The organism is Shewanella sp. QJM3NY_23 (genome assembly GCF_056173105.1).
Genome location: NZ_CM149657.1, coordinates 3,671,588 through 3,698,582, shown reverse-complemented (window position 1 = coordinate 3,698,582; position 26,995 = coordinate 3,671,588). Strand labels below are relative to the sequence as shown.

General features: G+C 50.4%; 25 protein-coding genes. 9 read left to right on the top strand and 16 right to left on the bottom strand.

Annotated elements, in window-relative coordinates:
• Positions 1-54: 54 nt before the first annotated feature.
• Both AC0VXX_RS16340 and AC0VXX_RS16335 read right to left on the bottom strand, forming a co-directional pair.
• Entirely contained in the window at positions 55-705 is a 651-nt protein-coding gene (locus tag AC0VXX_RS16340) for a DUF2959 domain-containing protein (protein ID WP_475515129.1), read from the bottom strand.
• A gap of 23 nt (positions 706-728) precedes the next feature.
• Positions 729-950 (bottom strand): hypothetical protein, encoded by a 222-nt coding sequence (locus tag AC0VXX_RS16335; protein ID WP_475515128.1) that lies wholly within the window; start codon positions 948-950, stop codon positions 729-731.
• An 86-nt stretch (positions 951-1,036) separates the two neighbouring features.
• Between AC0VXX_RS16335 and AC0VXX_RS16330 the strand changes: the two genes are divergently transcribed.
• The 4 genes from AC0VXX_RS16330 to AC0VXX_RS16315 all read left to right on the top strand — a co-directional run bounded on the left by AC0VXX_RS16330 (position 1,037) and on the right by AC0VXX_RS16315 (position 3,905).
• Positions 1,037-1,975: a virulence factor BrkB family protein gene (locus AC0VXX_RS16330; RefSeq protein ID WP_475515127.1), complete on the top strand. Its 939-nt coding sequence runs from the start codon at positions 1,037-1,039 to the stop codon at positions 1,973-1,975.
• On the top strand, positions 1,972-2,907 hold the full coding sequence (locus AC0VXX_RS16325; protein ID WP_475515126.1) for an alpha/beta fold hydrolase: 936 nt from the start codon (positions 1,972-1,974) through the stop codon (positions 2,905-2,907). The genes AC0VXX_RS16330 and AC0VXX_RS16325 overlap by 4 nt, the downstream gene beginning before the upstream one ends.
• Before the next feature lie 98 nt (positions 2,908-3,005).
• Entirely contained in the window at positions 3,006-3,443 is a 438-nt protein-coding gene (gene dtd / locus AC0VXX_RS16320; RefSeq protein WP_475515125.1) for a D-aminoacyl-tRNA deacylase, read from the top strand.
• 15 nt (positions 3,444-3,458) lie between these two features.
• Positions 3,459-3,905 carry a thioesterase domain-containing protein gene (locus AC0VXX_RS16315; RefSeq protein ID WP_475517056.1) on the top strand — a complete coding sequence of 149 codons (447 nt, stop codon included), beginning with the start codon at positions 3,459-3,461 and terminating at the stop codon, positions 3,903-3,905.
• A gap of 102 nt (positions 3,906-4,007) precedes the next feature.
• On the opposite strand, the gene AC0VXX_RS16310 is transcribed toward AC0VXX_RS16315, so the two are convergent.
• Positions 4,008-4,571, bottom strand: coding sequence for a NapC/NirT family cytochrome c (locus AC0VXX_RS16310; RefSeq protein ID WP_475515124.1), 564 nt, complete (start codon positions 4,569-4,571; stop codon positions 4,008-4,010).
• A 530-nt stretch (positions 4,572-5,101) separates the two neighbouring features.
• Here AC0VXX_RS16310 and AC0VXX_RS16305 point away from each other — a divergent pair.
• Positions 5,102-5,512, top strand: coding sequence for a hypothetical protein (locus AC0VXX_RS16305; protein WP_475515123.1), 411 nt, complete (start codon positions 5,102-5,104; stop codon positions 5,510-5,512).
• Between the two features lie 133 nt (positions 5,513-5,645).
• Here AC0VXX_RS16305 and AC0VXX_RS16300 read toward each other — a convergent pair whose 3' ends face one another.
• Positions 5,646-5,807, bottom strand: a complete 162-nt coding sequence (locus tag AC0VXX_RS16300; protein ID WP_475515122.1) for a hypothetical protein — start codon at positions 5,805-5,807, stop codon at positions 5,646-5,648.
• Here AC0VXX_RS16300 and AC0VXX_RS16295 point away from each other — a divergent pair.
• Genes AC0VXX_RS16295 through AC0VXX_RS16285 form a run of 3 tightly spaced genes read left to right on the top strand, consistent with a single transcriptional unit; the run spans position 5,807 to position 11,345 of the window.
• Positions 5,807-6,562, top strand: coding sequence for a heavy metal-binding domain-containing protein (locus tag AC0VXX_RS16295; protein WP_475515121.1), 756 nt, complete (start codon positions 5,807-5,809; stop codon positions 6,560-6,562). The genes AC0VXX_RS16300 and AC0VXX_RS16295 overlap by 1 nt on opposite strands.
• A gap of 23 nt (positions 6,563-6,585) precedes the next feature.
• The gene (locus AC0VXX_RS16290) at positions 6,586-8,190 is read left to right on the top strand and encodes an efflux RND transporter periplasmic adaptor subunit (protein WP_475515120.1); all 1,605 of its coding nucleotides are present in this window, start codon (positions 6,586-6,588) and stop codon (positions 8,188-8,190) included.
• 8 nt (positions 8,191-8,198) lie between these two features.
• Positions 8,199-11,345 (top strand): efflux RND transporter permease subunit, encoded by a 3,147-nt coding sequence (locus AC0VXX_RS16285; protein ID WP_475515119.1) that lies wholly within the window; start codon positions 8,199-8,201, stop codon positions 11,343-11,345.
• Positions 11,346-11,426: 81 nt separating this feature from the next.
• Here the strand turns inward: AC0VXX_RS16285 and mtr are convergent, their stop codons facing one another.
• The 3 genes from mtr to AC0VXX_RS16270 all read right to left on the bottom strand — a co-directional run bounded on the left by mtr (position 11,427) and on the right by AC0VXX_RS16270 (position 16,773).
• Positions 11,427-12,686 (bottom strand): tryptophan permease, encoded by a 1,260-nt coding sequence (gene mtr, locus AC0VXX_RS16280; protein WP_475515118.1) that lies wholly within the window; start codon positions 12,684-12,686, stop codon positions 11,427-11,429.
• Positions 12,686-15,109 (bottom strand): glycerol-3-phosphate 1-O-acyltransferase PlsB, encoded by a 2,424-nt coding sequence (gene plsB / locus AC0VXX_RS16275; protein WP_475515117.1) that lies wholly within the window; start codon positions 15,107-15,109, stop codon positions 12,686-12,688. Before plsB ends, mtr begins: the two co-directional genes overlap by 1 nt.
• A 290-nt stretch (positions 15,110-15,399) precedes the next feature.
• A complete protein-coding gene (locus tag AC0VXX_RS16270; protein ID WP_475515116.1) occupies positions 15,400-16,773 on the bottom strand; it encodes a DUF4397 domain-containing protein in 1,374 nt (457 codons plus the stop codon).
• 292 nt (positions 16,774-17,065) lie between these two features.
• Here AC0VXX_RS16270 and AC0VXX_RS16265 point away from each other — a divergent pair, with 292 nt between their 5' ends.
• Positions 17,066-17,659, top strand: a complete 594-nt coding sequence (locus AC0VXX_RS16265) for an FMN-dependent NADH-azoreductase (protein ID WP_475515115.1) — start codon at positions 17,066-17,068, stop codon at positions 17,657-17,659.
• Between the two features lie 212 nt (positions 17,660-17,871).
• Here AC0VXX_RS16265 and AC0VXX_RS16260 read toward each other — a convergent pair whose 3' ends face one another.
• The 9 genes from AC0VXX_RS16260 to AC0VXX_RS16220 are packed head-to-tail and all read right to left on the bottom strand — an operon-like array spanning position 17,872 to position 26,993.
• A complete protein-coding gene (locus tag AC0VXX_RS16260; RefSeq protein ID WP_475515114.1) occupies positions 17,872-19,113 on the bottom strand; it encodes a beta-ketoacyl-ACP synthase in 1,242 nt (413 codons plus the stop codon).
• Positions 19,113-19,838 (bottom strand): 3-ketoacyl-ACP reductase FabG2, encoded by a 726-nt coding sequence (locus AC0VXX_RS16255; protein ID WP_475515113.1) that lies wholly within the window; start codon positions 19,836-19,838, stop codon positions 19,113-19,115. The genes AC0VXX_RS16260 and AC0VXX_RS16255 overlap by 1 nt, the downstream gene beginning before the upstream one ends.
• A complete protein-coding gene (locus tag AC0VXX_RS16250; RefSeq protein WP_475515112.1) occupies positions 19,835-20,350 on the bottom strand; it encodes a hotdog family protein in 516 nt (171 codons plus the stop codon). The genes AC0VXX_RS16255 and AC0VXX_RS16250 overlap by 4 nt, the downstream gene beginning before the upstream one ends.
• 4 nt (positions 20,351-20,354) lie before the next feature.
• On the bottom strand, positions 20,355-21,554 hold the full coding sequence (locus tag AC0VXX_RS16245; protein WP_475515111.1) for a beta-ketoacyl-[acyl-carrier-protein] synthase family protein: 1,200 nt from the start codon (positions 21,552-21,554) through the stop codon (positions 20,355-20,357).
• A 37-nt stretch (positions 21,555-21,591) separates the two neighbouring features.
• Positions 21,592-22,179: a DUF3261 domain-containing protein gene (locus AC0VXX_RS16240; protein WP_475515110.1), complete on the bottom strand. Its 588-nt coding sequence runs from the start codon at positions 22,177-22,179 to the stop codon at positions 21,592-21,594.
• Positions 22,176-23,441 carry an NAD(P)/FAD-dependent oxidoreductase gene (locus AC0VXX_RS16235; protein ID WP_475515109.1) on the bottom strand — a complete coding sequence of 422 codons (1,266 nt, stop codon included), beginning with the start codon at positions 23,439-23,441 and terminating at the stop codon, positions 22,176-22,178. Before AC0VXX_RS16235 ends, AC0VXX_RS16240 begins: the two co-directional genes overlap by 4 nt.
• Complete coding sequence (locus tag AC0VXX_RS16230) at positions 23,438-25,825, bottom strand: MMPL family transporter (protein ID WP_475515108.1); 2,388 nt, start codon at positions 25,823-25,825, stop codon at positions 23,438-23,440. Before AC0VXX_RS16230 ends, AC0VXX_RS16235 begins: the two co-directional genes overlap by 4 nt.
• Entirely contained in the window at positions 25,822-26,559 is a 738-nt protein-coding gene (locus AC0VXX_RS16225; protein WP_475515107.1) for an outer membrane lipoprotein carrier protein LolA, read from the bottom strand. The genes AC0VXX_RS16230 and AC0VXX_RS16225 overlap by 4 nt, the downstream gene beginning before the upstream one ends.
• Before the next feature lie 2 nt (positions 26,560-26,561).
• Entirely contained in the window at positions 26,562-26,993 is a 432-nt protein-coding gene (locus tag AC0VXX_RS16220; RefSeq protein WP_475515106.1) for an acyl-CoA thioesterase, read from the bottom strand.
• Positions 26,994-26,995 lie beyond the last annotated feature (2 nt).

Genomic DNA, 26,995 nt, shown 5'->3' with positions numbered 1-26,995 from the left:
AAAACAGAAGACACAAAAAAGCCCTCAGACGTGAGGGCTTTTATGAATAGGCAGTTAATTTGCCCCTTCGAGGGATTCGATAAACTGGGTCGACTCGGCTATTGATTTATTCATTTCGTTAATTAGGCTAGAAATATCGGTTTGCAGGCTGGCAAACTCGCCCTTAATGGCGCCTATGGCTTGGGCATTAAGGTTATGCTTGAGATAAAGCATGTTGTCTTTCATCGCCGTTAAAATGGGCGCCATTTTGCCCTCGGCGCGGCGCATGGTGCGCATCAGTTGGGTGTATGAGCGCTGGGTGTCGCGCAGTTTAGCCTCGCTATTGCGTCGTAGGCTGGCTTTACTTATCTCACCAATCTCTGTTTGCCACTCATCAAAGAGTGCTTCGGCGACATCTTCTACTTTATTGATACGACTGCTGACCTCGTCGGCGGCCTCTTGTGAGGCTTCGTACTCATCTTTGGCCTTGTTGTAAGCGCTTTGCAGATCGCCGCCATCATGATTGAGCAGTGCCTGCATCTCCTCTAATGCCGAGCTAAATTGTTCTTGCGCTTCTTGCTGCGACTCTTTGGCATCGCTTACTCTGTCAACCATGATGTCGCGTTTATGGTAACCCACTTTTTCCATCGCACCGTAATAGGCACTTTGGCAGCCGCTGAGTAGCATCACCGAGGTGATGATGGCTGCAGATAGTCTGTTTTTCATCCTAGAAGTATCCTTGTGTGAGTTTAGTCAGCTCTAAATTTGGCCGCGTCGATAATGCTCCATAGATGGGCGATACCGCCTATAATTGCCGGAACAATCAGCCACCATAAAGCGTAACCAACGATGGTGATGATGCAAAAGAGTAAGGCTGCCAAGATGCGTCCTTGCACTAATTGCCCCAACCCCGGGAAAAAGAAACTTGCGATAGCGGCAATCACATTGCCTGCAGAACCTTGTTGAGACATGAATTTATTCCTTACACTTGTATCTAGTGTCTTTAAACTTGTAATCTAGCTTACGCAGTTAACACTACTTGAATCAAGAGAATACCGTGATAAATAGAATCGACATAAGCCTGTTTCGTTCCATTATGCTAGGTATCTGGGCATTTATGATACATCTAAAGCAGCGTGTGGCGGAAGATCAGATCAACATGCGCGCCGGTCATTTGGCTTACGTGACCCTATTATCTTTGGTGCCTATGGTGGCGGTAACCATGTCGATGCTGTCGGCTTTCCCTGTGTTTAAAGGCATTAGAGTGCATATCGAGGCCTTTATTTACAATAATTTCATCCCCTCGGCAGGCGATAGCGTACAAACCTATATTAATGAATTTGTGGCTAATGCATCCAAAGGCACTGTGGTGGGGATTGGCGCCTTGGTGGTGGTCGCGATTTTACTGATATCTAATATCGATAAATCGCTTAATGGTATTTGGCGCACCACACAGCAGCGCCCATTTGCGGTCTCCTTGTCTATGTATTGGATGGTGCTGACCTTAGGCCCTGTACTGATGGGCGCGAGTTTAGTGGCGACCTCTTATGTGGTATCGCTGCAACTGTTTAATGATACCGAGTTTGGCGACGTGGTGCCTTGGTTAGTCGAGCGCTTACCCATGCTGTTTTCTGTGGCGACCTTTTTACTCATCTATATGGTAGTACCCAACACTAAGGTGAAGTTTTTCCATGCCTTATTAGGCGCAATTGCTGCCGCGTTGCTGTTTGAACTGGGCAAAAAAGGCTTTGCATTATACCTCACCGAATTTCCGGCCTATGAAGCTATTTATGGTGCATTAGCCACTATCCCTATTCTGTTTGTGTGGGTCTATCTGTCGTGGATCATTGTGCTGATTGGCGCCGAGATCACCGCCGCCATGCCTGAATATTTAGATAAACGCTTTTTATCACTCGATGATAGCGATGAGGTGGTTGCCGATGCAGGCAACCATGATGATAATCGTCCCCAAAAAGATAATGCCACAAGACCATGAGCGGGTTTGATGCCTTTGCGCTGATCCGCCAAGATTGGTTAGATGTCGGCGATGGTCATCGATTATTCTTAGCCCAATATGGCGATGCCGACGGCATTCCTGTGCTTTATCTGCATGGTGGCCCTGGGGCGGGGTGTTGCATTGATGAGCTTGCTCTGTTTGGCGTCGAGGGCTTACGTATTTATATGTTAGATCAACGCGCCGCAGGGCGCTCTAAACCCTATGGCCGCTTAGATAATAATGATCTCCACAGTTTATTAACCGACATTGAGAAGGCCAGACAATGGGCTGGAGTGGCGCGCTGGTGTCTGCTGGGGGGCTCATTTGGGGCAACGCTAGGGTATCTATACAGTTGCATCTATCCGCAGCGGGTGCTGGCTCAGGTGTTGTGGGGCCTGTTTATTCCATCGGCGGCTGGTGTCGACTGGCTTTATGGCTGCCGCGGCGTCGCGCAAATTTTTTCCTGCCAATATCGCCAGTTTGTTCGTCGGATCAATGATATAGACCAATTGCTGCAGCAATTTGAACAAGACTTTAATAGCCAAGATAGCGATATTAGGGATGAGGCGATTCAGCGTTGGTTGGCCTGGGAATTGGCGCTCGCCGCCCCCGGCATGAGCGTTGCCAATATTGAGCAAGGCCGGGTGTTGGCCCGTATCGAGTTGCATTATGCTCGCCACGACTATTTTGGTGCTTACCCATTGATGCAACAGGTTGGCGCCTTATTACAATGCCCCACGGTTATCTTACAAGGTGAGTTAGATTGGGTGTGCCCACAGCGGTTGGTGGATGACTTTTTAAGCCAATTTGGCCCGTCATTATTACGCTCTCGCCTAGTAAAAAGCGGCCATCATACTCTTATCGATACCAAGATGCGTCAGGCGGTCAGCGATGCGGTGGTGCAAATGACCCGTTACATTAAACATCAATAAAAACAGCAATGGATCATGTTGTGGCGTTGCAAGCTATAGACAGGTCGTTATACGTTTACATGTTAGCCATACAGGGCTAAATAAGGAGAGCAAGGGTTGTGATAGCTTTAATTCAGCGGGTAAAGCAGGCTAAGGTCGAGGTGGCAGGGCAGACCATTGGCGCTATCGATCAAGGCTTATTAATTTTGCTTGGTGTAGAGCGTGAAGATGATATCGCTAAGATGGAAAAATTGGCTACTAAGGTGATGAACTACCGCGTATTTGCCGATGATAATGGCAAGATGAACCTCAATGTGCAGCAAGTGGGTGGGAGCCTGCTGGTGGTGTCGCAGTTTACTTTAGCTGCCGATACTGGCCGTGGTTTGCGTCCCAGTTTTTCAGGGGCGGCGACGCCTGAGCAAGCCAAGGAGCTGTATCACGCCTTTGTGGATTATTGTCGAGCGCAAGGTATGGCGGTCGAAACGGGTGAATTTGCTGCCGATATGCAGGTCAGCTTGATCAATGACGGCCCTGTGACCTTTAATCTGCAGGTGTAGCCTATGCCACTTAAGATGGCTGAACGATTAACGCAATTGAGTGAGACTTGGCATAACACCATTCCGGTGAGTGAGTTTATGCAGATAACGCCTGAGTCATACCATGACGACACCTTGAGTGTGTCGGCACCGTTAGCTCCTAACATCAACCTACATCACACCATGTTTGCCGGCAGTATTTATACCTTGATGACGTTAACAGGTTGGGGAGCGGTTTGGCTTAATCAGGGCTTGTGTCAGGTTGAGGGGGACATAGTATTGGCTAAAGCCGATATCCGTTATCTTGCGCCTGTTGATGCAAAGCCAGTCGCCAAGGTGCGCTGGCCAAATGCTGATTTAAGTGCTTTAGCCAAGGGGCGTAAGGTCAAAGTGACCTTACAGGTTGAGCTTTATTGTGATGACAAGTGTTGTGCCGAGTTTGAGGGGATATATGTGAGTTTGCCGCATTTACCCTCTGCATAGCGCTGATATTGTTGGCATAGCGGTTTGCATCAAATAACAAAAAAGCCTCATTACTGAGGCTTTTTTCGTTTACATGTTCAGGCTGATACTGAAAATCTATGATTATCCTTTTGGATAAGGGTGAGCAACGCCTTTGTGACAATCAACACAAGTCTTACGCTTGTCAGCGTCTTTCTTGAAGTTGTTCTCGTGCATTCTCTTAGCCATCTTCTTCATCGTTTCAGGCTGGTTCTCGTAGATACGAGTGTGACAATGCTGACAGTTAGCGCTGTCGTTAGCGCGGAAATACTTAAGTGCAAGGTCTGCCTGCTCTTTACGGTTTTCATCCAACCACTCTTGCGTGTTAAAGCCATCGATAGTCAAGAAACCATATAGGTCTTTAGACACGATGATCTTTTTAATCAGGTAATCAACCGGACCGTGAGGTAAGTGACAGTCTTGACACTGCACTGTAATGCCTGCGCTGCCGCCACCATGGGCAGAGGCCAATACTTCATCCTTAAGTGAATGATTGCTATGGCAAGACATACAGAATTCATCTGTACTGGTTGCATGTAATGTTTGCTGTGTCGCGAAATAGCCCACAACACCGATGACAATACCAACCACTATCAGGGCAAGTATTGAGTATTTCGCGCTTGGTTTAAATAGTGCACGCCAGTTCATCGCTGTATCTCCAAAATATAGTTGTTTTATCTAATATTTACTTCATCTCTGACACTGAGTATAACCAGAAGCAGACGGTGGATCTGGGTTTATAACTGTAAAATGAGAGCTAGCTCTAACTCTAATTTACATTAATGAGAATATCGTAATTTGATTAATATATATGCGTATCAACTAAAGTTACTGCAAACCGAAGGATGTAGCAAGGTTGATAACACCTTTGTATTAAAGTGAAATTTGTTGCAAGTGGTGTATCAGACATTGAGTTTGTCGATGTGACAGAATATTTTTGTGGCGCAGACGGAACCTATTGGCGGTTCTTCCGGTCTACTGCAGTGCTGCCATTGCGCCAAGTGCAATAGCAATAACCCAGTGTCAACCTCGATAAACCTATGGTGCTGAAAGTTGTACACAATCGACAGGTTGTGACTATTAGGTATCACTGTTGTTTGTCGGGAAATTGTGAATTCAATCAAGGTTGTTTAAAAATTTCGTGATAAACTGATGCTATCTCATTGTTAGGAAAGTTCATGCGCAACGTATTTCGCCGCCATACATTAGTTATCTTTACTCTGTTCGCCATGTTGGGACAGGTAATGCTATCTAATGGTTTTTCTATGGTGCCCAATGCGCAAGCCCATGATTTATCCATGATGATGCAGATGAGCAATAGTGATGCGTGTCATCCATCCGAAGTTGTGCGTCAAGCTCACTGCTGCGATGCCGAGCAAAATGTGCTTCCCGCGGCTCAGCATTGCTGTGAAGGCAATGGATATTGCAAGGGAGATTGTACTCACTGCTTAGTGATTTCGATGACAGGTACCCTATTTAGCGTCACGTCTTGGCCAGACTTTCGCGGCTCAGAATCTATCCTGGCTACTCAAATGCCTCATTTCCACTCCATCTCGTTAGGGTCAGAACTTAAACCTCCGATTGCGTAGCATCGTCGGCTATTACCGACGCTTAATGTTACCTGCAATGTCAGGTCTGATTTTTAGCTTTAACTTTTTATATATTTTTAGTCGTTAATCCCTGCTATGCGCATGGCGCTGGTCGGGCGATGTCACGTCACGCTTAGCTGTTGGTGTGGCGCACCTCCGCTGCCGTCGTTTTATGCAGTAACGGGATGTTAACGGTGATTATTTTATATTTAGCCGTCAATTGCTTAAGCCATATTTGGTTATAACAGGGCTCAATGCCTAGCAATACGGTCACCATTACGATGGAGTCAATCAATGAAAACCCTTATCAGTTTAGTGCTAACTGCTTTTCTTTTTGTTATCTCGGCGCCGATGGCATCAGCCCATCAGCACGCTCATGGAGAGCAAGCCGGACAACATTATGATTGCCCTATGCATCCTGAAGTTGTTGGCGAGAAAGGTGATACTTGCCCAAAATGCGGTATGAACCTCACGCCTGTTAAAGGTGCAGCTGAACATAAGAAATGCCCACACGGCGAACATCAGGCGAGTGCGTCAGCACATCATGGCCAACATGATGCTAGCAAGTGTGATAACTGTCCAAAACATCAAGGTGATGCTAAAGCGTCTGCTAAATACGACTGTCCAATGCACCCTGAGGTCGTTGGCGAGAAAGGTGACACCTGCCCCAAGTGCGGAATGCACCTCACGCCAGTTAAAGATGCTGCTTTGAGTGCAAAATACGACTGTCCAATGCATCCTGAAGTTGTTGGCGAGAAAGGTGACACCTGCCCCAAGTGCGGAATGAACCTCACGCCAGTTAAAGATGCTGCTTTGAGTGCAAAATACGACTGTCCAATGCATCCTGAAGTTGTTGGCGAGAAAGGTGACACCTGCCCCAAGTGCGGAATGAACCTCACGCCAGTTAAAGATGCTGCTTTGAGTGCAAAATACGACTGTCCAATGCATCCTGAAGTTGTTGGCGAGAAAGGTGATACCTGCCCAAAATGCGGTATGAACCTCACGCCGGTTAACACGGCTCAGGGCGCAGCAACGCATAAACATCACTAATTACTGAGTGGGATTGAGGCATTATGAGTTATTTAAATATGAGTGATAAGCGTAAACCATTGGCGTATTTTGTCAGTGCATTACTGATGGTGACGCCGCAATTGAGTGCGGCCCAAGTGAAGTTAAGCGGCAGTGATAGTGCAACACAACCCCACCATCAACATCTTGGCGAGCAAAAAACCTATGTTTGCCCCATGCATCCAAAAGAGACCAGCCATGAGGCCGGCAGTCGCTGCCCACAGTGCAATATGTTTCTGGTTGAGCAAGAACATGAGTCGGCCTTAAAGGGTAAAACCGCCAATGCCGAGCAAAAAACCTATGTGTGCCCCATGCATCCAGAAGAGACCAGTCATGAGGCGGGCAGTCGCTGCCCGCAGTGCAATATGTTTCTGGTTGAAGAAGAGGAAGAGGAAGAGACGGTCGATAGCGATCATGCGGCACATCAAGTCGGCAGCGGCGAGGCAGCCGATCCCTTAGCGCAAGCTAAACCTGCCCCCTTAACCGGTGAGCCTTCGATTAAATATGTCTGCCCAATGCATGCGCATATCATCAGCGATGTGCCGGGTACGTGTCCTATCTGCGGCATGAACCTTGAAAAAGTCGAAGTGGGCGGTGCCCAGTCTGAAATCGAGATCCAGGTATCCGGTGGTATGCAGCAAGCCTTAGCGTTAAAAGTGGCGCCAGCCACAAGAGACACTATGTGGAAGTTTGTCAGAACCGTCGGTCAGATAGGCTATGATGAGAGCGAAATTAGCCATATTCATGCGCGGGTCAACGGCTGGATAGAAAAGCTCGCGATTAAATCTGTCGGCGATAAGGTCACTAAAGGGCAGTTGCTGTATGAGATCTATTCGCCCGACTTAATTAACGCCCAAGATGATTACCTGTTGGCGCTGGGCAGTTTACGCAGCTCGGGCAACAGTAAAAATTATCAAGATTTAGTGCGCCGCGCCGGATTAAGGCTTGAGCTGTTAGGCATGACTCGCGGCCAAATTGAGCGTTTAGCCAAGACGGAGCAGACCCAATATCGGGTGCCATTTTATGCGCAAACCGATGGCGTCGTTAAACAGCTGTCGGTCAGAGACGGTATGTACATTCAGCCTGCCACCGAGGTGATGTCATTAGCGAACTTGTCTAAGGTGTGGGTGATTGCCGATGTGTTTGAGAATGAGCAGAGTTGGATTGCTTTAGGGCAACATACCGAAGTGTCTGTGCCCGCGATGGGGCTACAAGATATCGAGGGCGTAGTCGATTATATCTACCCTGAACTTGATCCCGTGACCCGCAGTTTACGGGTCAGAATCGTACTCAATAGTAGCGATGTGGCACTGCGCCCCAATACGCTAGCCAAGATCGCCATTTTCGGCGGCCCTAATCGTGATGCCTTAGTGATCCCACAAGAGGCTTTAATCCAAACTGGGCATGAAAACCGAGTGATTGTTAAGCAGAGCGACAACAGTTTTGTGGCACGTCAAGTTACTGTGGGCATGATGTCTCAAGGCAAAGCGGAGATCCTCAGCGGCTTAAGCGAAGGGGAAAACGTGGTGATCTCGGGGCAGTTCTTGCTGGATTCAGAAGCCAGTCTAAAAGGCAGTTTAATGCGCCTTAGCAGCGGCCATCAGCACTAGGGGACATTATGTTAACCAAAATTATTCAACTGGCCATCCAGCAAAGGCTGATGGTGCTGATCATCACTATTATGATTGGCGTGTGGGGCGTACAAGAGCTCAGAAATACCCCGCTAGATGCCTTACCGGATCTGTCGGATGTACAGGTGATCATCAAAACCCCTTTTGCGGGGCAGGCCCCTCAACTGGTAGAGGAGCAGGTCACTTATCCTTTATCGACCGCGATGCTCGCAGTGCCGGGCGCGAAAACCGTGCGCGGTTATTCGTTTTTTGGTGACTCTTATGTGTATGTCATCTTCGAAGATGGCACCGACATCTACTGGGCCCGTTCACGGGTACTGGAATACTTAAGCCAAGTAAGTAGTCGCTTACCGCCTGGCGTTCAACCGTCATTGGGGCCTGACGCCTCGGGGGTGGGCTGGATTTTTGAATATGCCTTAGTGGATCGCTCCGGCAGCTTAGATCTGTCGCAATTAAAAAGTCTGCAAGATTGGTACTTAAAGTTAGAGCTGCAAAGTGTGGCGGGAGTGTCAGAAGTCGCCACCGTTGGTGGCATGGAGCAAACCTATCAAATCGTCGTAGAGCCAGATAAGTTGGCTATCTACCGCTTAGATATCGCTACCATTAAAAATGCCATCGCGAAATCGAACACCGAAGCCGGCGGCTCGGTGATTGAGATGGCCGAAGCAGAATATATGGTGCGGGCTAAAGGTTACCGACAAACCTTAGATGATTTTCGTGAAATCCCCTTGGGGATCACTAGCCCGTCGGGAACGCCTCTGTTACTTAAGGATGTGGCGACGGTGCGTAAAGGCCCAGCGTCGCGCCGTGGCATTGCCGAGCTCGATGGTGAAGGTGAAGTGGTGGGCGGTATTATCGTGATGCGCTACGGTGAAAACGCCTTAGCCACTATTGAGGCAGTTAAAGCCAAGTTAGAGCAGCTTAAAGCCGGTTTGCCCCAAGGCGTCGAAATTGTCCCCACTTACGACAGATCGCATTTGATTGAAAGTTCGGTCGACAACTTGTTCAGCAAGGTGATTGAAGAGATGGTGGTTGTCGGCGTGGTCTGCTTGCTGTTTTTGCTGCATGCACGCTCGACATTGGTGGCGGTGATCACTCTGCCGCTGTCTATTCTCATCGCCTTTATCGTAATGAATAAGATGGGAGTGAACGCTAACATCATGAGTCTGGGCGGCATCGCCATCGCCATTGGCGCCGTGGTCGATGGGGCCATTGTGATGATAGAGAACATGCACAAACATCTGGAGCATTTTAGGCAAGAGCATCAGCGTGGCCCAGATAATAAAGAGCATTGGCACATCGTGGCCCAGGCCTCGGTCGAGGTGGGGCCGGCGCTATTTTTCTCACTGCTTATCATTACCTTAAGCTTTGTGCCGGTATTTGCTTTAGAGGCGCAAGAGGGACGGCTGTTCAGCCCGCTGGCTTACACTAAAACCTTTGCGATGGCGGCCGCAGCCGTGCTGTCGATAACCTTAGTTCCCGTACTCATGGGCTTTTTTATTCGCGGCAACATTCCTAAAGAGAGCAGTAACCCCATTAGCCGGGTATTAATTGCCCTGTATAAGCCTTCGCTGACGCTGGTGCTACGTTTCCCTAAAGTCACCTTGTTAGTGGCACTCGTGGCACTGGGTAGTGCTTGGTATCCGGTGACGCAAATGGGCAGCGAGTTTATGCCTGAACTGGAAGAGGGCGATCTGCTGTATATGCCCACCGCCTTACCGGGGATCAGTGCCAGTAAAGCGGCCGAAGTTCTGCAACAGACCGACAGGTTAATTAAAACCGTGCCTGAGGTTAAGCGAGTGTTTGGTAAGGTGGGGCGCGCCGAAACCGCGACCGATCCGGCGCCGCTCACCATGTTAGAAACCACTATCATGCTTAAACCCAGAGCCGAGTGGCGCGAGGGTATTGAGTTAAGCGACATCATAGATCAGCTGCAAAAAACCGTTAAAGTGCCCGGTTTAACCAACGCCTGGGTGCAGCCGATTAAGACCCGTATCGATATGTTATCGACGGGGATAAAAACCCCGGTAGGGATTAAGATCACTGGCGCCGATGTCAATGAGTTGCAGCAAGTGGGCGCCGATATCGAGGCGATCCTCAGTCAGTTGCCACATACCAAATCGGCTTATGCCGAGCGTGTTGGCGGCGGACGTTATATCGATATCGCCCCTAAGTTAGATGTGGCTTCCCGTTATGGTATGTCGCTGAGTGATATCCAAGATGTGGTGCGCTATGCCATCGGGGGGATGAAAATTGGTGAGTCGGTGCAGGGCGCCGAGCGTTACCCTATCAACCTGCGTTATCCCCGAGAGCTGCGTGACAATATCGACAAGCTAAGAGAGCTTCCGGTGATCACTAAGTCAGGGCATTACCTGCCGCTACGCAACTTGGCCGATATCAGCATTAGCGATGGCGCGCCTATGTTAAAGAGTGAAAATGGTCGCCTGATCTCGTGGGTATTTGTCGATATTGCGGGCACCTCAATTGGTGAGTACATCACCCAAGCGCAAGCCGCGCTAGATGGACAGTTGGTGGTGCCGCCGCGTTACAGTTACAGCTTTGCCGGGCAGTATGAATATATGCAGCGGGTGGACGCTAAATTGAAAAAGGTGATCCCCATGGCGCTGGCAGTGATCTTTATTCTGCTGATGATGACTTTTGGCTCAACAATGCAGGCCTCTATCATCATGCTCAGCTTGCCCTTCGCCTTGGTGGGCAGCACTTGGTTGCTCTACCTGCTCGACTTTAATATGTCGGTAGCGGTGGCCGTTGGGATGATCGCGTTAGCGGGTGTGGCCGCCGAGTTTGGGGTGGTGATGTTGGTCTACCTTAATAATGCCATTAAGCACCGTAAAGAGACCGGCAGCTATGTGGTCATTGGCGATCTTAAAGCGGCGCTTATCGAGGGGGCTGTGATGCGTATTCGTCCCAAGGCGATGACGGTCGCGACCATCTTCTTTGGCCTGTTGCCTATCATGTGGGGCTCGGGCGCGGGTAACGATGTGATGCAAAAGATTGCTGCGCCTATGGTGGGCGGCATGATAACCGCGCCGTTGCTGTCGCTGTTTGTGTTACCCGCGCTGTATTTGCTGATTTACGGTCGCAAGTTGAGCAAGGATGACGCTAATACCTAGTTACTTATCTTGTAAATGACAACAGTAAACAAAAAAAGGCGCTCTAAGAGCGCCTTTTTTATTGGGTAACAGTGAGGTGAATTACGAGCCGTATACTGGCAGCAATTCAGCCATGGCAAGCAGGTGACAGGCCGCCGTCAGTACGCCATAACCAATGACGATAGCGATCACTGCTGTGCCGCCAGGCACTTTAAAGCTTTGACTATGAGGAAACATCTGCCGCGCCCGATACGCCATCAAGGCAGGTACAATGGCGGCCCAAATGGTGGCGGCGATGGCCGCAAAGCCAATGGCAATTAAAAAACCATTGGGAAACAGCAGCCCAAGCAGGGTTGGCGGTAAAAATGTGATCGTAGCGGTTTTTAAACGGCCAGCGCGAGTTTCCTCAAAACCGAATAGATCCGCAAGGTAGTCAAACAGCCCTAAGGTCACCCCTAAAAACGACGAGGCTACCGCCAAGTTAGCAAACAGGGTTAGCATGGTATTAAGCCAACTGCTACTCATTACATCCGATAGCGCCGCCACCAACACGCCGATATTACCCCCTTGGGCGATAATGTCGATAAACTCGATACGCGAGATATTGCCCATGGTGGCCATGAGCCAGCAGACATAGATGACAAACGCAATTAAGGTGCCCAAGGTGATGGCTTTCACTATGGTATTGGCATCTTTGCCATAGTACTTTACTAAGCTTGGCACATTGCCGTGATAACCAAAGCTGACTAAACCAAACGGGATCGCCGCCAACATATAGGGTAAATAGCGGGTCTCACCATTGGGGTTAAACAACTTGATGGGCTCAATTTCGATAAGCAAGTTACCTATGGCCAAAAAGAAGGTGATTATCATCCCGCCCAGCATAATGGTGGTGATGCGATCGACCGCCTTAGTGCTGATAAACACCACTATGGCTAAGCCAACGGCGAAGATGAGTCCGGCTAAGCTTTGGGGTAATTCAATCCCTAAACCCACTAGGCTATGGTTGACGATGGAGCCGCCACCACTGATGTAAGCATAGGCCAGAATGTACAACACAAAGGCGATGGACAGGCCGTTTACGATGCGCCAAAAGTTGCCTAATGTGTCGCGGGTCAGGGTGTCAAAACTGGCGCCGGGTTCAAAGTGTAAATTGGTTTCGAGCAGTAACAGCCCTGAGACCAACATGCAAAACCACACGCCTAACATCATCACTAGCGAGTAACTAAACCACATACCCGCGCCGACGACAGGCAGAGAGAACATCCCGGCACCGACGGCGGTACCTGCGATAATCATTGCGCCACCCAATAATGATTTGCCAGAGGCTTTATGCTTGGCGGCATTCATATGGTTGGCCATTACGCGTGGTGCTCCGCAGCGACACTGTCGACAATCGTTTGTTTTACCGAGGTATGCAGCAGGTGGTTCGCTCGTGAGCGAATACGCTGCACATCGGCTTGCTTAGCATCGCCGGCCAGATAACCTAACTCTTTTAGCTTAACGCTTAGGGTGCCGTAGAGTTTTTTATCATAAAACTCAGGTGCAGTAATGCCATGCAATGCGCCAAGACGCTGAGCTAACTGATGGCTATCACTCTCAAGTTCTGAGCGTTCAATGTTAGGTGCTGCGGCCAAGATATTGAAGATAATGGCGTAGCGCTGCATGGTTTCGCTGATGGTGCCCGCTAAGTGCAATAGCTGATTGAGATGCTCTGGATTGACGCTAAAGCTTGTTGCTTCACTGATAAGCCCCTGCTCAAGCAGCAGATCCAACAACTGAGAGACATACTCAGGTATATCGTCTATCCCCATAAACAGTTCGGCTTGTAGCAGTGGATAAAAGTCTTCAACAGTATCGATAATCGTTTGACGAGTGCAGTTATCGTGCTGGGTTAGGCAACTGGCGATTAACGACGGAATAACCATTAAGTGAATGATATTATTTCGATAATAGGTCATAGACACCGCTTGGCTCTCATCGATAGAGATGATGTCACCCAGTGGGTCGCTGTCGAGTTTAAACTTTTTCAGCTCAAGACCCTGCTCTATCAATTTGGCGCCGTCGCCTTCAACGACCGAGGCAAACTCAGTGTAAGGCAGCTTTTTGAGTATGGTCAGATACAGATCTAGCTGTTTTTCTAGCTGTGAGCGTTCTAACGCATGTTGCTCTGAGGCCAGTAACACTAAACTGGTTAAGGTCACTGAGCTGACTGCGGCGGCATCGTTAATGCGCGTCATCACGCGATTAGCCAAAGTGTTGACCACAGGGGTGAGCCAAGTGGGTTTTTGTTCTCGGTCTTTGGCCAGCTCTTCCCGCCAGTTTGGTACTTGCTCGTTGAGGAAGTTGTGTAGCGTGATAGGCTGACCAAAGTTAACGTAACCTTGACCGAAATTGCCCAATTTACGGATGGCACCAAACACCTGCCATAGTGACTCTTTTTTCTTTTTCTTACCGCTGAGCTCTTTATGGTAAGTGGCCACTTCCATTACATGATCATAACCCAGATACACAGGCACTAAGGTGACTGGGCGCTCGACCCCGCGCAGCACACTGTTAAGTGTCATGGCGATCATGCCAGTTTTTGGTGCTAACAAGCGACCTGTGCGTGAACGTCCACCTTCGGTGAAATACTCAACCGAATAGCCTTTGGCAAACAGCTGGTCTAAATATTCACGAAATACAGCAGTGTATAACTTATTGCCGCGGAAGCTGCGGCGAATAAAGAAGGCGCCGCCACGGCGGAACATGGGGCCTGCGGGCCAGAAGTTAAGGTTAATTCCGGCGGCAATATGCGGTGGCACCATGCCTTGGTAATAGAGGATATAAGACAGCAGCAGGTAGTCCATATGGCTACGGTGACAAGGGACATAGACAATTTCATGGCCATCATGGTGTAGCTGACGAACCTGCTCTGCGCCTTTGATATTGATGCCTTTATACAGTTTATTCCATAGCCAAGTGAGGAAGCGTTCGGCAATACGCACTAGGCTGTCGGAGTAGTCCGCCGCGATCTCATCTAGGTATTCGAGTGCGGTTTCGCGGGCTTTAGCTTCGGAGATTTTTTTGCTATGGGCTTCTTCTTGAATCGCTTTTTTCATCGACTCAGATTTAAGCAGCGAGTGAAATAAATTTTGGCGATTAGGTAATACAGGCCCGGTCATGACCTTGCGTTGACGACGAAAATGCACCCGTGCCACTCGCGCCAGTTTTTGCGCGATGCGTTTATCTGTACCGTGTTCATCGGCCATGTATCGCAGCGACATCGCATTAGAAAACTGCACAAAGTTGTGTCGGCCTAAGAACAAAATCATCAGACACTTACGCAGCCATGTCGGGTTTTCCCGCTCGAAAACTGCCGCCTTCATGGTGTCATCTTCTTTGCCTGGAGTACGCCCCCAGTACAAGCTGACTGGTACAAGTTGAATGTCCAGCTCAGGGTGTTGTTTGTGTGCACTTAGCAGGCGAGTGAAACTGTCGAGGTAATACTCGTTGCTCTCGCGCTCACCAAACAAGGGTTTCGCCCCTTCGAGACAAACCACGCGCGACACTTTTTCGCCGCACACATCGAGTGCTTCATAGGGACTCGGTAAGCCGAGTTTAGCGGTTATCTCGCTCAATGCGGCGATATCGCTGATGGATTTCGTCTTCATTACGTAGACCAGAGGTCTATCTGAATCTAGATTAAGGTCATCAAAAGGGTGCTGGGGAACCACTATGGTATGAACCAGCTTCTTTTGTATCCAACGTAATGATTTAAACCAGAAAGAGTCTTGTTTGGACATGATTATGTATGCATTCAAGTCATTTTTAATAATGCAGAGAATACCAGAAAATGGCAGTGACACCCTAATTTGTCACCTCTAGACGGGCAAAAAGGGGTTGAGATAGAGCCACTTTTATAAAAAAACAGCGCCTATATTAGGCGCTGTTGTGGTTAGCCTCATCAATAATGACTGCGGCAGTGAACTATGGTCAGCGTAATGCTGTGCTTTAACGCGCTATCATCATAGCGCTATGGCTAAAGCGTTGCAGTTTAAAGAGCTGTCACTCAAGCCAAGTCGCTTAACTGTAACTAAAGCGCGGGCACAAAATCATCCATTAAAATCACACCAAGTGGAGCGCCACCATTTGCGGCATCTACCGCCGCAACGCTGTAGAGGTTACCCGCCGCGAGCGTAACATTAAGTGGCCCAATGGCTGCCGTTTTACTGCCAGTACCTGTCACCGTGACCACATAGTCGCCAGCAGGCACGGACAAACTGCCAGATGTGGCTTTAAATGGCACATTGCTAAGTGCTGGTGTGGCAGCGGTAATGTCACTGCTTGGAGTGAGGTAGATATCCACATTACCCGCCGAATAGGAGGCGTGAATAATATTGAGTTTTGCCTCAGTTGCGACTCGGCGACGATCTTCCGTCACCACTAATGGTGCAATATCACTATCGCTTAACGAGCCTACCGCCAATACGCTATAGCTGGCGCCTTGCGCTAGCGTCACTGGCGCGGCATCAATTACGACTACGCTGTTGTCTGCATCGGCAGCCACGGTAATGGTATGGTCGCCCTCAGGCACATTAAGGTAGTCGGTAAATTCGCTGAAGCTAAGCATATTAACCGCTGGTGTGGCCGCGCCGTCGAGGAAAATATCGACCGCAGGGGCATCTGCTACTGCATGAATGGCTCGCACATCACTGCCTGTCATGGTGTCTTGTAGCACCACCTGTGCATCATCTAAGGCAACCAGAAGTGCTACAGGTGAATCACCGGTGGCAGCATTAGGGATGGCGCTTATCAGGTAATCATTGCCGGCTTGCAATGGGACAGTGCCAGAATCAAATACCGGCGTTTTTTGCCCAGATGCGGTAATGCGGATCTGATAATCGCTAGCTAAGATCTCAAGTTGATCGCTGACATCGAGGAAGTTAGCCGACAAGGTGGGCGCCTGAGTTGTGATATCGGCTCCCGGTGCGGTGACATAAATATCCACTAAACCGACATCAGATGCGCCATGCAATATTTGCACGCGGGCGTAATCGGTAGCGATGTCACTGACCGCATTGGCGATAAGTTTGAGTTGCAAAGTGTCGTCTGCCACCTTGCCTACGGCGACGGCGGTATATTGCATCTCTGCCATGGCATCAAGCTCAGCGGTTAACACCTCAAGCACTGAGCCATCGGCTAATTGGGCATCGACACCAATGGCATAGGTATCAACTGGAACGGTCGTAAAACCACTGGACACGGCATAATCGACGTCAGTGAGTAACTCGACGCCGTTGGCATTGACGTTCACCTTTGGTGCATCGACGCCAGCATGGATCACACGTACCTGTGTTTCAAGCACGGGCTCAGGTAACTTGATAATATCGTCATCATCGTCATTACACGCGCTCAAACCAAACATCACGCTTGTACTGAGTAGTATCGCAGGGTATATCCGTTTCATGCATCCTTCCTCTATAACAGTTGATTAACATCAGCTATCTACGGCGAGATAAGATCACAAGATCACAAAAAAGTGTATAAAAAAACGACTCATTACGTTGTTCGTTAATTAATCAAATAAAATCAATGCGATATAATTTAGCTTTTACTTATTTTAAATTCGCATCGGTCAATAGAGAGAAGGCAGGCTTTAACATTCGATTTTATCGATTGTTGTGTCGCATTTTATGCGCTTTAGTTTCGATTAATCGATATTTATAATGGCTCATCTTTAGTCGGTATTGGAGTGTGTTATGGCGAGTGTATTGGTTTTAAAATCGAGTATTTTGGGTGAGTATTCTCAATCGGCTAAGTTAGTTGATGAGTTACTACAACAATGGCAAGTAGAGGACTCTCAAGTGACGGTGCGAGATTTAGCTGAGCAAACATTACCCGTGCTTGACGGTGAAATTGCACTAGCACTAAGAGGTGCTGACAATCTATCGGATAAGCAGCAGCAAGCAGTTGCAGTGTCTGATGAGCTGATTGCCGAGCTTAAGGCTCACGATACCCTGATTATCGCTGCGCCCATGTACAACTTTAGCATTCCGACGCAGCTAAAAAACTGGATCGATCTGATCGCTCGTGCCGGTGTGACCTTTACTTATACCGATACCGGCCCTCAAGGCTTGATCCAAGGTAAACGGGCCGTTGTCGTCACCACTCGTGGCGGTGTGCATAAAGCCGGAGCGACTGACCATGTTGTACCTTATCTTAAGACGGTATTAAGCTTTATTGGTATTGAAAATGTCGATACCGTTTACGCCGAAGCGCTCAATATGGGCCCTGAAGCCGCCGAGCAAGGAATACAGCAGGCGCAGCAAGAGATTAAGCTGCTGGTCGCGTAATCCGCTCAGATAAGCTCGCAGCCTCTAAGCTTTGGCAGTGTGGCTGCCTTGACTGAATAAGGCCGAATATTAAAATGGCGTAACCTAGGTTACGCCATTTTTCATTGTGCCACGGTCAATTGCGGCACTTCAAATGACCAATCAATGACCTATGACGCCACTGTCAATGAACAATGATGGCATAGTCTATTACGTCTTTTTGTGTTGCCAGCCTAGCCGCGCCAGCGCTTAAAGATCAGTGAAGTATTGATCCCGCCGAAGGCAAAGTTATTGCTCATTACATAATCTGTTTCTAGGTAGCGAATGCCATCTTTAATATAATCGAGTTTGCCGCAGGCCGGATCCACATGCTGCAAGTTTAGCGTCGGCGCAAACCACCCCGCATTCATCATCTCAATCGTTAACCAAGCCTCTAGCGAGCCGCACGCCCCGAGTGTATGGCCAGTGTAGCTTTTGAGCGACGAGATAGGCATCTGCTGACCAAATACTGCCTCAGTTGCTTGGGTTTCGGCAATATCACCGCGGTCGGTGGCCGTGCCGTGAGCGTTAACATAGCCTATGGCTTGGGGCGCGAGCTGGGCATCTTTTAATGCCAAGCGGATAGCCACTTCCATGGTGTCGGCATTGGGCTGGGTCACGTGTAACCCATCGGCATTGGTGCCAAAGCCCACCAGTTCGGCGTAAATTTTTGCGCCGCGCGCCTTGGCGTGTTCAAGCTCTTCTAGCACTAAGGTACAGGCACCTTCACCGATAACCAGCCCGTCGCGATCGCTATCAAAAGGGCGCGGCGTCATGCTGGGCTGATCATTTTGAGTGCTGGTGGCAAACAGGGTATCAAACACCACAGCTTCGGTTGGGCAAAGCTCTTCGGCGCCGCCGGCTAACATCAGATCTTGCAGACCAAATTTGATCGCTTCATAGGCATAACCTATGCCTTGGCTGCCCGACGTACAGGCACTGCTGGTGGTGTGCACTCGGCCTTTTAAACCAAAAAACACCCCCACATTGACCGCGGTAGTATGAGCCATCATGCGTATATAGCTGGTGGCGGTGACGCCAGACATATCGCCAGTTTTCAGCATGTCACCAAAGGCGATTAGCGGATCTGTACTGCCCGTCGATGAGCCGTAGGCGATGCCCATGGCGCCAGAACTCACCACAGGGTCGTCAAGTAGATTGGCATCGATCAAGGCTTTTTCGCTAGCCCATGTCGCCATGATAGAGACGCGTCCCATGGCGCGGATCTTTTTACGCGAATAGTGCGCAGGTTTATCGAAGTCGCTGACGGGGGCGGCGAGGCGCGTATTTAAACCGTCATATTTGTCCCACTCATCCATGCGCTGCACACAATTTTGTTGTGCCTGCAACCGCTTGGCAATGGTTGGCCAGTCGTGGCCCAATGCACTCACACCACCGACTCCGGTGATCACTACGCGTCTTGTCGAGCTTGTCATTAAATCATGCCACCATTAACTGAAATAACCTGACGTGTGATATAGGCGGCGTCTTCAGACATTAAGAAGTTCGCCAGCCCAGCGATTTCTGCCGGCGTGCCCATGCGGCGCATCGGCACCAGTTGTTTAACCATATCGCTTGGAATATCGGTCACCATGTCGGTTTCGATAAGACCCGGCGCGATACAGTTAACGGTAATTTTACGTTTCGCCAGCTCTAAACTGAGTGCCTTGGTTGCACCAATAATCCCCGCTTTAGAGGCGCTGTAATTGACCTGGCCGCGATTACCCGCAATCCCAGATACAGACGCCATGGTGATAATGCGCCCGCCTTGACGGGTTTGGATCATCGGCATGGTGCAGGGATGGATCACATTATAGAAGCCGTCGAGATTGGTGTGCACCACGCTGTCCCACTCTTGCTCGCTCATGGCGGGAAAGGCGGTGTCGCAATTAATGCCGGCATTTAACACCACGCCATAATAGGCGCCGTGCTGTGCGATATCGGCCTCAATGGCCGCCTTGACGCCAGCGCGATCGGCCACATCAAATTGCAGGCAACTGACCTGTGCGCCCAAGGCTTGCAACTGCGTTTGGGTGGCGTTAGCGGCATCTTGATTGCGGTGAAAATGTAGCGCAATATCAAAACCATTGGCCGCCAGTTTGAGGGCGATGGCTTTACCTATTCCGCGGCTAGAGCCGGTGACTAATACGCGTTTGTTCATGAGTTATCTTCCCTGTTGTCTTGGCTGCTTTGAGCGATATAGGCTTGTGTGTCTTGCGGCTGAAATACATTGACATTGGCCGTCGCCACAAGGGTATCTTGCTGCAGAATTTGGCAGTCAAACACCGCCAGTCCGCTCTCCTCTTGGTATAGGCGGCTGACCCTGATCTGGTAACGCTGCCCCAGTTGGTACGCCTTAATGTGCAGCTGGAGTTTACGGGTGCCCAGTAGAAATCCGACGCGGATAGGTTGCTGCTTGGCGGCGGCTTCAATTCCCGCAAGTGCGGCGATGCTTTGCGCCATATATTCTATTCCCACATAGTTGGGCACCGATTGGGTATTGTCATCAAAATAGGGACTGCCGGGTTGAATAAATACTTCGCTTAGCAAGGTATCTGGCTGATGCTCAAGCAGCCGGTCGATCAAGATCATGGGCGCGCGATGGGGCAGATAATCGGCCACATCGAGCAGCGCTAATGGGTAGTTTGGGTTGTGGGTGTTGCTCTGGTTCATTGGGTTACATCTCGGGGCGGCAAAAAATAACGCTGGCGTTACTGCCACCAAAAGCAAAAGAATTACTCATTACATAGTGTAGCGTGCGCACATGGGCATTATCGCTGTGAGCGGGGACAAAGCGCAGTGGCGGATTGCTATCGTCCCACAGCTGATCGCCCAACTGCGGCGGTAAGCGTCCACTTGGGTTACTGGCTGATAAGAGTAAATAACAAAAGGCCGCCTCGATGGCACCCGCTGCGCCAAGGGCGTGGCCTGTTAAGGGTTTAGTGGAGCTGGCCCAAGGTAAGTCATCGGCAAACACTTGGGTTAATGCTCGGCTTTCCATGGCATCATTTTTGATAGTCGCGGTGCCGTGCAGATTAATATAGTCGATCTGTTTGGCGCTAATATTGGCTTGGTTAAGCGCCATTTCGATAGCGGCGATGGCGCCAAGTCCCTCAGGGTGAGGCGCCGACATATGATGTGCGTCGCTCGACTCTCCCACACCGGCAAGCATCACATCGGCGCGGCCTCTGATCAGGGTAAACAGCGCCGCCCCTTCGCCAATATTGATGCCGTCGCGGTTGGCGCTAAAGGGTTGGCAGTGACCTTTGGAGATAGATTCTAACGAATAGAAGCCATTTAACGTCAATTTACACAGGCTATCGGCGCCGCCAACAATCACCATATCGCACAGGTTAGCGGCCAATAAGCGCTTGGCACTGGCAAACACCTTGGCGCTGGATGAACAAGCTGTCGATACCGTATAGCATGGCCCTTTAAGGTCAAAATAGTGTTGTAAAAAGTCGCAGCTATTGCCCAGTTCTTGTTTGGAATAGAGGTAATCATCGGGCAGTACTCCGTGCGCCGCGCGATAAGCCAGTGCCTTTTCGCCTTTGGCGATACCCGAGGTGCTAGTGCCTAAAATAATGCCAATGCGATCGGCGCCATACTGGGCTTTAGCCTGCGTCACTTGTGCCTCAATCTGCATGGCGGCCACCAAGAGTAATTGATTGTTACGACAGTCGAAGCGCTGATAAACCTCTGGGATGGCCGGCAAGGGCTCTGCGATGGCGCCGACTAATACCCGCTGCTGGGGGATCAGATCTTCCCGCCACTGCATCCCTTGGGTATCACCATCGAGCAGGCGTTGTAATACCTGCTCTTGAGTCTGGCCCAGTGGGGTACATAAGCCTAAATGGGTGATTGCTATCTCTGTCATCGTGTTGGTTCTTATGGTTTGTGAGAGTGGCATTAGGTTACTCAACCGGCGTTATGTGCAGTGTTAGTTGCGCTGGGATAACCGCCAGCTCCACCTGAGCTTGCCATGGTTGTGGCTGACTATAGCGAATATCAATAATGTTGACCTCGTTATCGTTAGCATAAAGCCTGCGGCACAGCGGCGCATCACATTTAACCGTCGCCATTGTCGCGCCTTGTAAATGGCGATTAACCGTGTCGGTGGGCCAATAGATAAGTTGCAGTAACCCCAGCAGGTATTCGGCTTTAAACTGCTCGCCGAGTATGCGGCTTTGTTGGCTGTCGAGTCGCTGACCATCGAAGGTTAAGGTAAATAGCGCTTGCCCCAGTGGCGCGAGCCCGACCAAGGTCAGCTGCTGCGGGCTGAGTTCGAGTTGGCTCAATAATTGGTGCCGATTGCCTGCGATGCTTAAGTTAACCTGCTGGCTTTGGCTGCGGGGTGGCTCATTGAGCAGCGGCGCTAAACAGTAGCTGACCTCACTGGCTAGCGGCATACAGGTTTGCCGCTGCAGATGTTGGCTACATCCGCTAAGGGCAAACACGATAAATACGCTTAGCGTAAAACCTAGGCGCTTAACTGCGGTCATTGGCATAGCTCGACAATCATATTGAGTCGCCGCTCAGACTCTGTCACAAAGGGGTTGTTTTCATCCCAAGCGTAGCCGGCCAAAATCGCGCTAATCATCTGTTTGATTTTGGGGTTGGGCGACTCATAAAAAATCACGTCCTGAAAACGGCCGTCATACCATGCCTGCACATAGGTGCGAAAGGTATCGACGCCGCGCATGAGTGGCGTGGCGTACTCGGCTTGCCAGTCAACGCTTTCCCCCTCTAGCTGCCTGACAATGCAGCGCGTTGCCATCGACGCCGATTGCATGGCGATGGTGACCCCAGATGAAAACACCGGGTCGAGAAACTCCCCCGCGTTGCCTAATAGGGCAAACTTGTCGGTTGCCAGCGTGCTGACGTTGGCCGAATAGCCCGCTAGGCGACCACATTCTCTGACAATCTTGGCCTTAGCCAGTAGCTGTTTTAGGTACGGCTCTTGGTTTACTAAGCGCATCAATATGTTGCTAGTATCAGTCTCTAAGTCGCCCAATAGGTGAGGCTCTGCCACCACGCCCAGTGAGCAGCGGCCATTACTAAAGGGGATCAGCCAGTACCAGATATCTCGATTATCAGGATGCACGCTAATTAAGATTTTATTGCGATCGAATGGGCGATTGCCCAGCTCAACCTTATCGATATTGTCTTCGATATGGGTAAAAATGGCGGTGCGGCTAGGTAAGCTCGAGGGGCGCTCTAACTGTAAGAGGCGCGCTAACACTCGGCCGTAGCCGCTGGCATCGAGCAGGTACTCGGCGCTGATGTTATAGGTGCGTTGGGCGCTATCGACAATGGTGAGCGTCGGCGTCGCCGATAAGTCAACGGCAGTTACCGTATCGCCATAGCGGATCTCAACCCCTTGCTTAGCGGCAGTGTCGGCCAATAATTTGTCGAAATGGCCGCGCTCGACTTGGTAAGTGGTGCCGGGACCTGGGGTGAATTTGTCGGTAAAATCAAACATGGTCGAGCGGCCTTGCCAATTAAAGGCAGCGCCATTTTTAAATTGGTAACCCGCCTGATTAACCGCCGCTAGCATGTTGGCTTCTTCTAGCATCTGCATACAACAAGGCAGTAGACTTTCGCCAATAGAAAAGCGCGGAAAATGCTGCTTTTCAATCACCAAGACTCGCTTACCTTGCTGATGCAGTAGACTGGCTGCCACGCTTCCTGATGGGCCTGCGCCTATGATGACAACATCATAATGGCCTGTGAGTGGTGCGTTAGCATGGGTTGAGTCGGTCACTTGTCTATCCTTGTGAAAGTGTAAATGAGGGGCGCAAGCACGAAGGTGAATGCGATACCCAATAATAGGGTTAAGCCGAAATAGTGTATTGCTGGCGTGTGGCTAAATGCCAATAAGCCAAAGGCCATTAAGGTGGAGCAGGCCGACATAAACACCGCCATCATCACCCCTTCACCCTGTTGGGTTTCGGCGAAAAATAGGCTGTAGTCTACCCCGATCCCGAATACTAAAATCAGTGCCAAGGCATGAAATAAGGTCAGTGGTGAACCTAGCAGCCCGAGCGTTGCTAGGGTCAATAACGCCGCCAATGCAGGCACCGCGGTGATCCATAACGCCAGCTTGATGCCAAATCGCAGCGAGAAAATCAACGAGGCCAGCACCAGCGCCAGTGCCAACAAGGCTAAGGTGAGGCCGCGGTATTTGGCCATCACGCTGGAGATATCGGCAACTTTATCCACCAGCTCTACCTGAGTGAACGGTGCAATACTCGCTTGCAGCGCCGCCAGATCGGTAATGCCGCCGAGCAATACTATGGCGCCATATTGCGGCGTAGGATCGGTACCGCTTGGGCTTAACCAGAGCGGGGCGAGCGATATGCCAGCGGGTGACGCCAAAAAGGCGTCGGGTTCAATCAGTAAACTGGCACTGTCTAGGTATTGTTGGTGCAGGCTTGGGGCTAGGCCTAGGTCGAGCCCTAGTCTGCCCAGAACCGTTTCAATATCTTGATAAATAAGGCCTTGTAGTTGATACGCCTGTTGCTGTTTTTGATGGCTAGGGATATAGCTGGCCAAATTAATCGCATTGCCTATCACGCCTTGCTGCTGCAGTTGCTTGAGCGGCTCAGCAAGTTGCTCGAGTTGTTGTAATAACGGCTGCGCGCCTTGGGCCCTGACCAAGATAAATTGATTATCGGTGCCGCCACTGAGCAACTGACGCAGGCGCTGCTCCTGCTGCACGACCTCAAGCGGGCTCTGTTGTAGGTTACGAATATCATCATCTGTAGTCAGTTGCACCAGCCCCCACAGACAGAGCATCGCCATAATTAGCGCCAGTGGCGCTGCCCCTTTGCTGCGCAGGCGGCGGTGCAGCAAGGCTAATCGCGTTAAGTAACTCTGAGCCAATGCCAAGGTGCTCGACCTTGGTTTAAGTGGGCTATTGGCTAATTTGGGATAGGCCAGCAGTAATGTCAGGTAGGCGCCAATTAATCCAGCCGCGCAGAAGATGGCGACCTGTTGCATGCCCGGAAACGGTGTTAAACCAATGCCAAGGTACGCTAGCACTGTGGTCACTATGGCCAAGGACGCCGCCGGAAACACTGCATTGATCGCAGGTGCTGCCGCTTGTTGTTGGCTGAGGCGCTCACAATAAAAATGAAAGCTGTAGTCGATGGCGATCCCAATCAAGCTGGTGCCAAACACTAAGGTGAGTAGGTGTAGCTCGCCAAACACACTCAAGGTGGTCACGCAGGCAAACAGCAAGCTGGTGGCGATCGTTAGGCTGGCTATCACTAATGGGAAAATCGAGCGAAACGCCAACCACACGAGTGCAATTACCCCGATAAGTGAGGCGGCTCCTAAGGTTGAGATCTCCTGCTTGGCTTGGGTTGTCGCGGCGCTGGCATGCAACAGTGCCCCCGCTTTCAGTACCTCGATGTCGCCAGTCATGCTTAACGGGTTAAGTGAGGCGTCTAAGGCGGTTATCTGTTGTTGCTGGGCGTTAGGATTAAAAACGCTGCCTACGCCTTTAGCCATCACTATGGCCCCGTAGCGAGTCTTCCCTGAAGCCTCTTGTTGGGTACTAAGCAAGATCCCTTGCGCGCTTTGCAGTTGTTGGCTTGGCGCTAAGGCTTGTAGGTTAGCGGGATACAGCAGCAGTGGATCTTGGCTCAGCAGCGCACTATTGGCATAACCAAAGGCGTTGTAGAGTTGGGCGAGTGCTTGCTGCTCTAATTTGTCTAGCTGACCTTGGCTGAGCAAGTTACGCTGCTGCTCGGTGAGTAGCTTAAACCTATGGGCAAAGTAAAAGTGATTAAACGCGTTGGCGCTATCGCTATTAGCGCTGCTGATGTCGGTAAAACTGTTTGGATGTTGCGCCAGTGCCTGCATGAGCCGCTTTGCGGCATCGATAGCTTGGGCCTGGGTGTCGGCAACTAACCCGATATAGATACGGTCGCTGAGTTGCTGCTCAACCCGGTCAATGGCCGCTTGTGTGAGCGCATCTTGCTGTAATGTTGGCAGCATGGCCAAAATATCGCTTTGCAGCTTAGCGCCTTGTTGCAGCTGCGCTGCGCCTAAGGCGAACATAGTCCCCAGTAGCAGCAACCACATACACAGCTTACTGTTGGCCGATAGACGGTCGAGTTGACGTGCGAGAAGGGCGATCATCGGCGCGCGTCAGGCCGGTTGTCGGCATCATTGTCGGTGGCAAAATTGTCGGTGCCAAATAGCGCCCGTTGCTGGGGCGATAATGGCTGCTCACTTATCTGCTCAAACTCAATGAGGCTACGATCGCCATTGCTATTAAGTAAGGTGAGTGACTTTATCTGGGTTTGCCCCTGCATCACCATTTTGGGCAGCGCTTGCGCTAGCATGGGATCTTTTGGGATCAAACCGAGTTGCCAGCCACTGGCCTCTTGGATGAGATGCAGGCTAAATTGCTGGCTGAGCGGCGCTATGTCGCCACGCAGCAAGGCACTCATCAATAAAGGTATGGTGCGTGCTAATGCTTGTGCTTGAGGGTTGTCATCGGCTCGATTGACCTGACGCTGACCGTCACTGTCGATCTGCACCAAGGTGTCTTGGCTCAGCACTAAGGTGCTGGCAAATGGGCGCAGCTGCACCCAAGCTAAACCTAAGTCACTTTGAAATACAAATTCGCCATGGCTGACAAGCGGGCGTTGCAGCACGGCTAAGTAGCGATATTGAGTAAATTGCCCTTGAGCAGTGTCGCCGCTGCTGAGCTGCTCGGCCAGTTGCCGCAGTGCGAGCTTATCTGCGGGCGTAGCAAACAAGCTGGTAAAGGTGCTATCGGTAGTAGGGCTGACCTGCTCGGCATAGCTTGGTGTGCTGAGGATTAAGCCCAGCAATAGGGCGCAAAGGTAGCGGCTTAAGGTGGCCATGGCTAGTCTCCGCTGCTGTCGAGCAGATGTGCAATCTTGTCGCGAAAACACTCTGGGGTCACAAAGCACAGCTGCTGGTCACGCATGTCGACCGCCGCTTGAATGGTATAGCCTTTGGTCAAACGCTTGTTGCTGGCGAGGTCGCGGACTTCATAGGTGATTTTAATGCGGTTTTCCCACTCGACCAGTGACGCGGTGAGCTTCACCTTTTGATCGAAGGTGCTGGGCTGCACATATTTGATCTGCAGATCCACAATGGGCCAACCATAGCCTGACTCTTGCATCTTGCGATAGCCGTAATCAATTTTATCCAGCAGCTGACAGCGGATCACCTCAAAATAGCGCAGGTAGTTACCGTGCCAAGTGATCCCCATGGAGTCGACATCATGGAAGGGGATCAGCATGTCCATTTCGGTTGTCAATATGGCTTTCATCG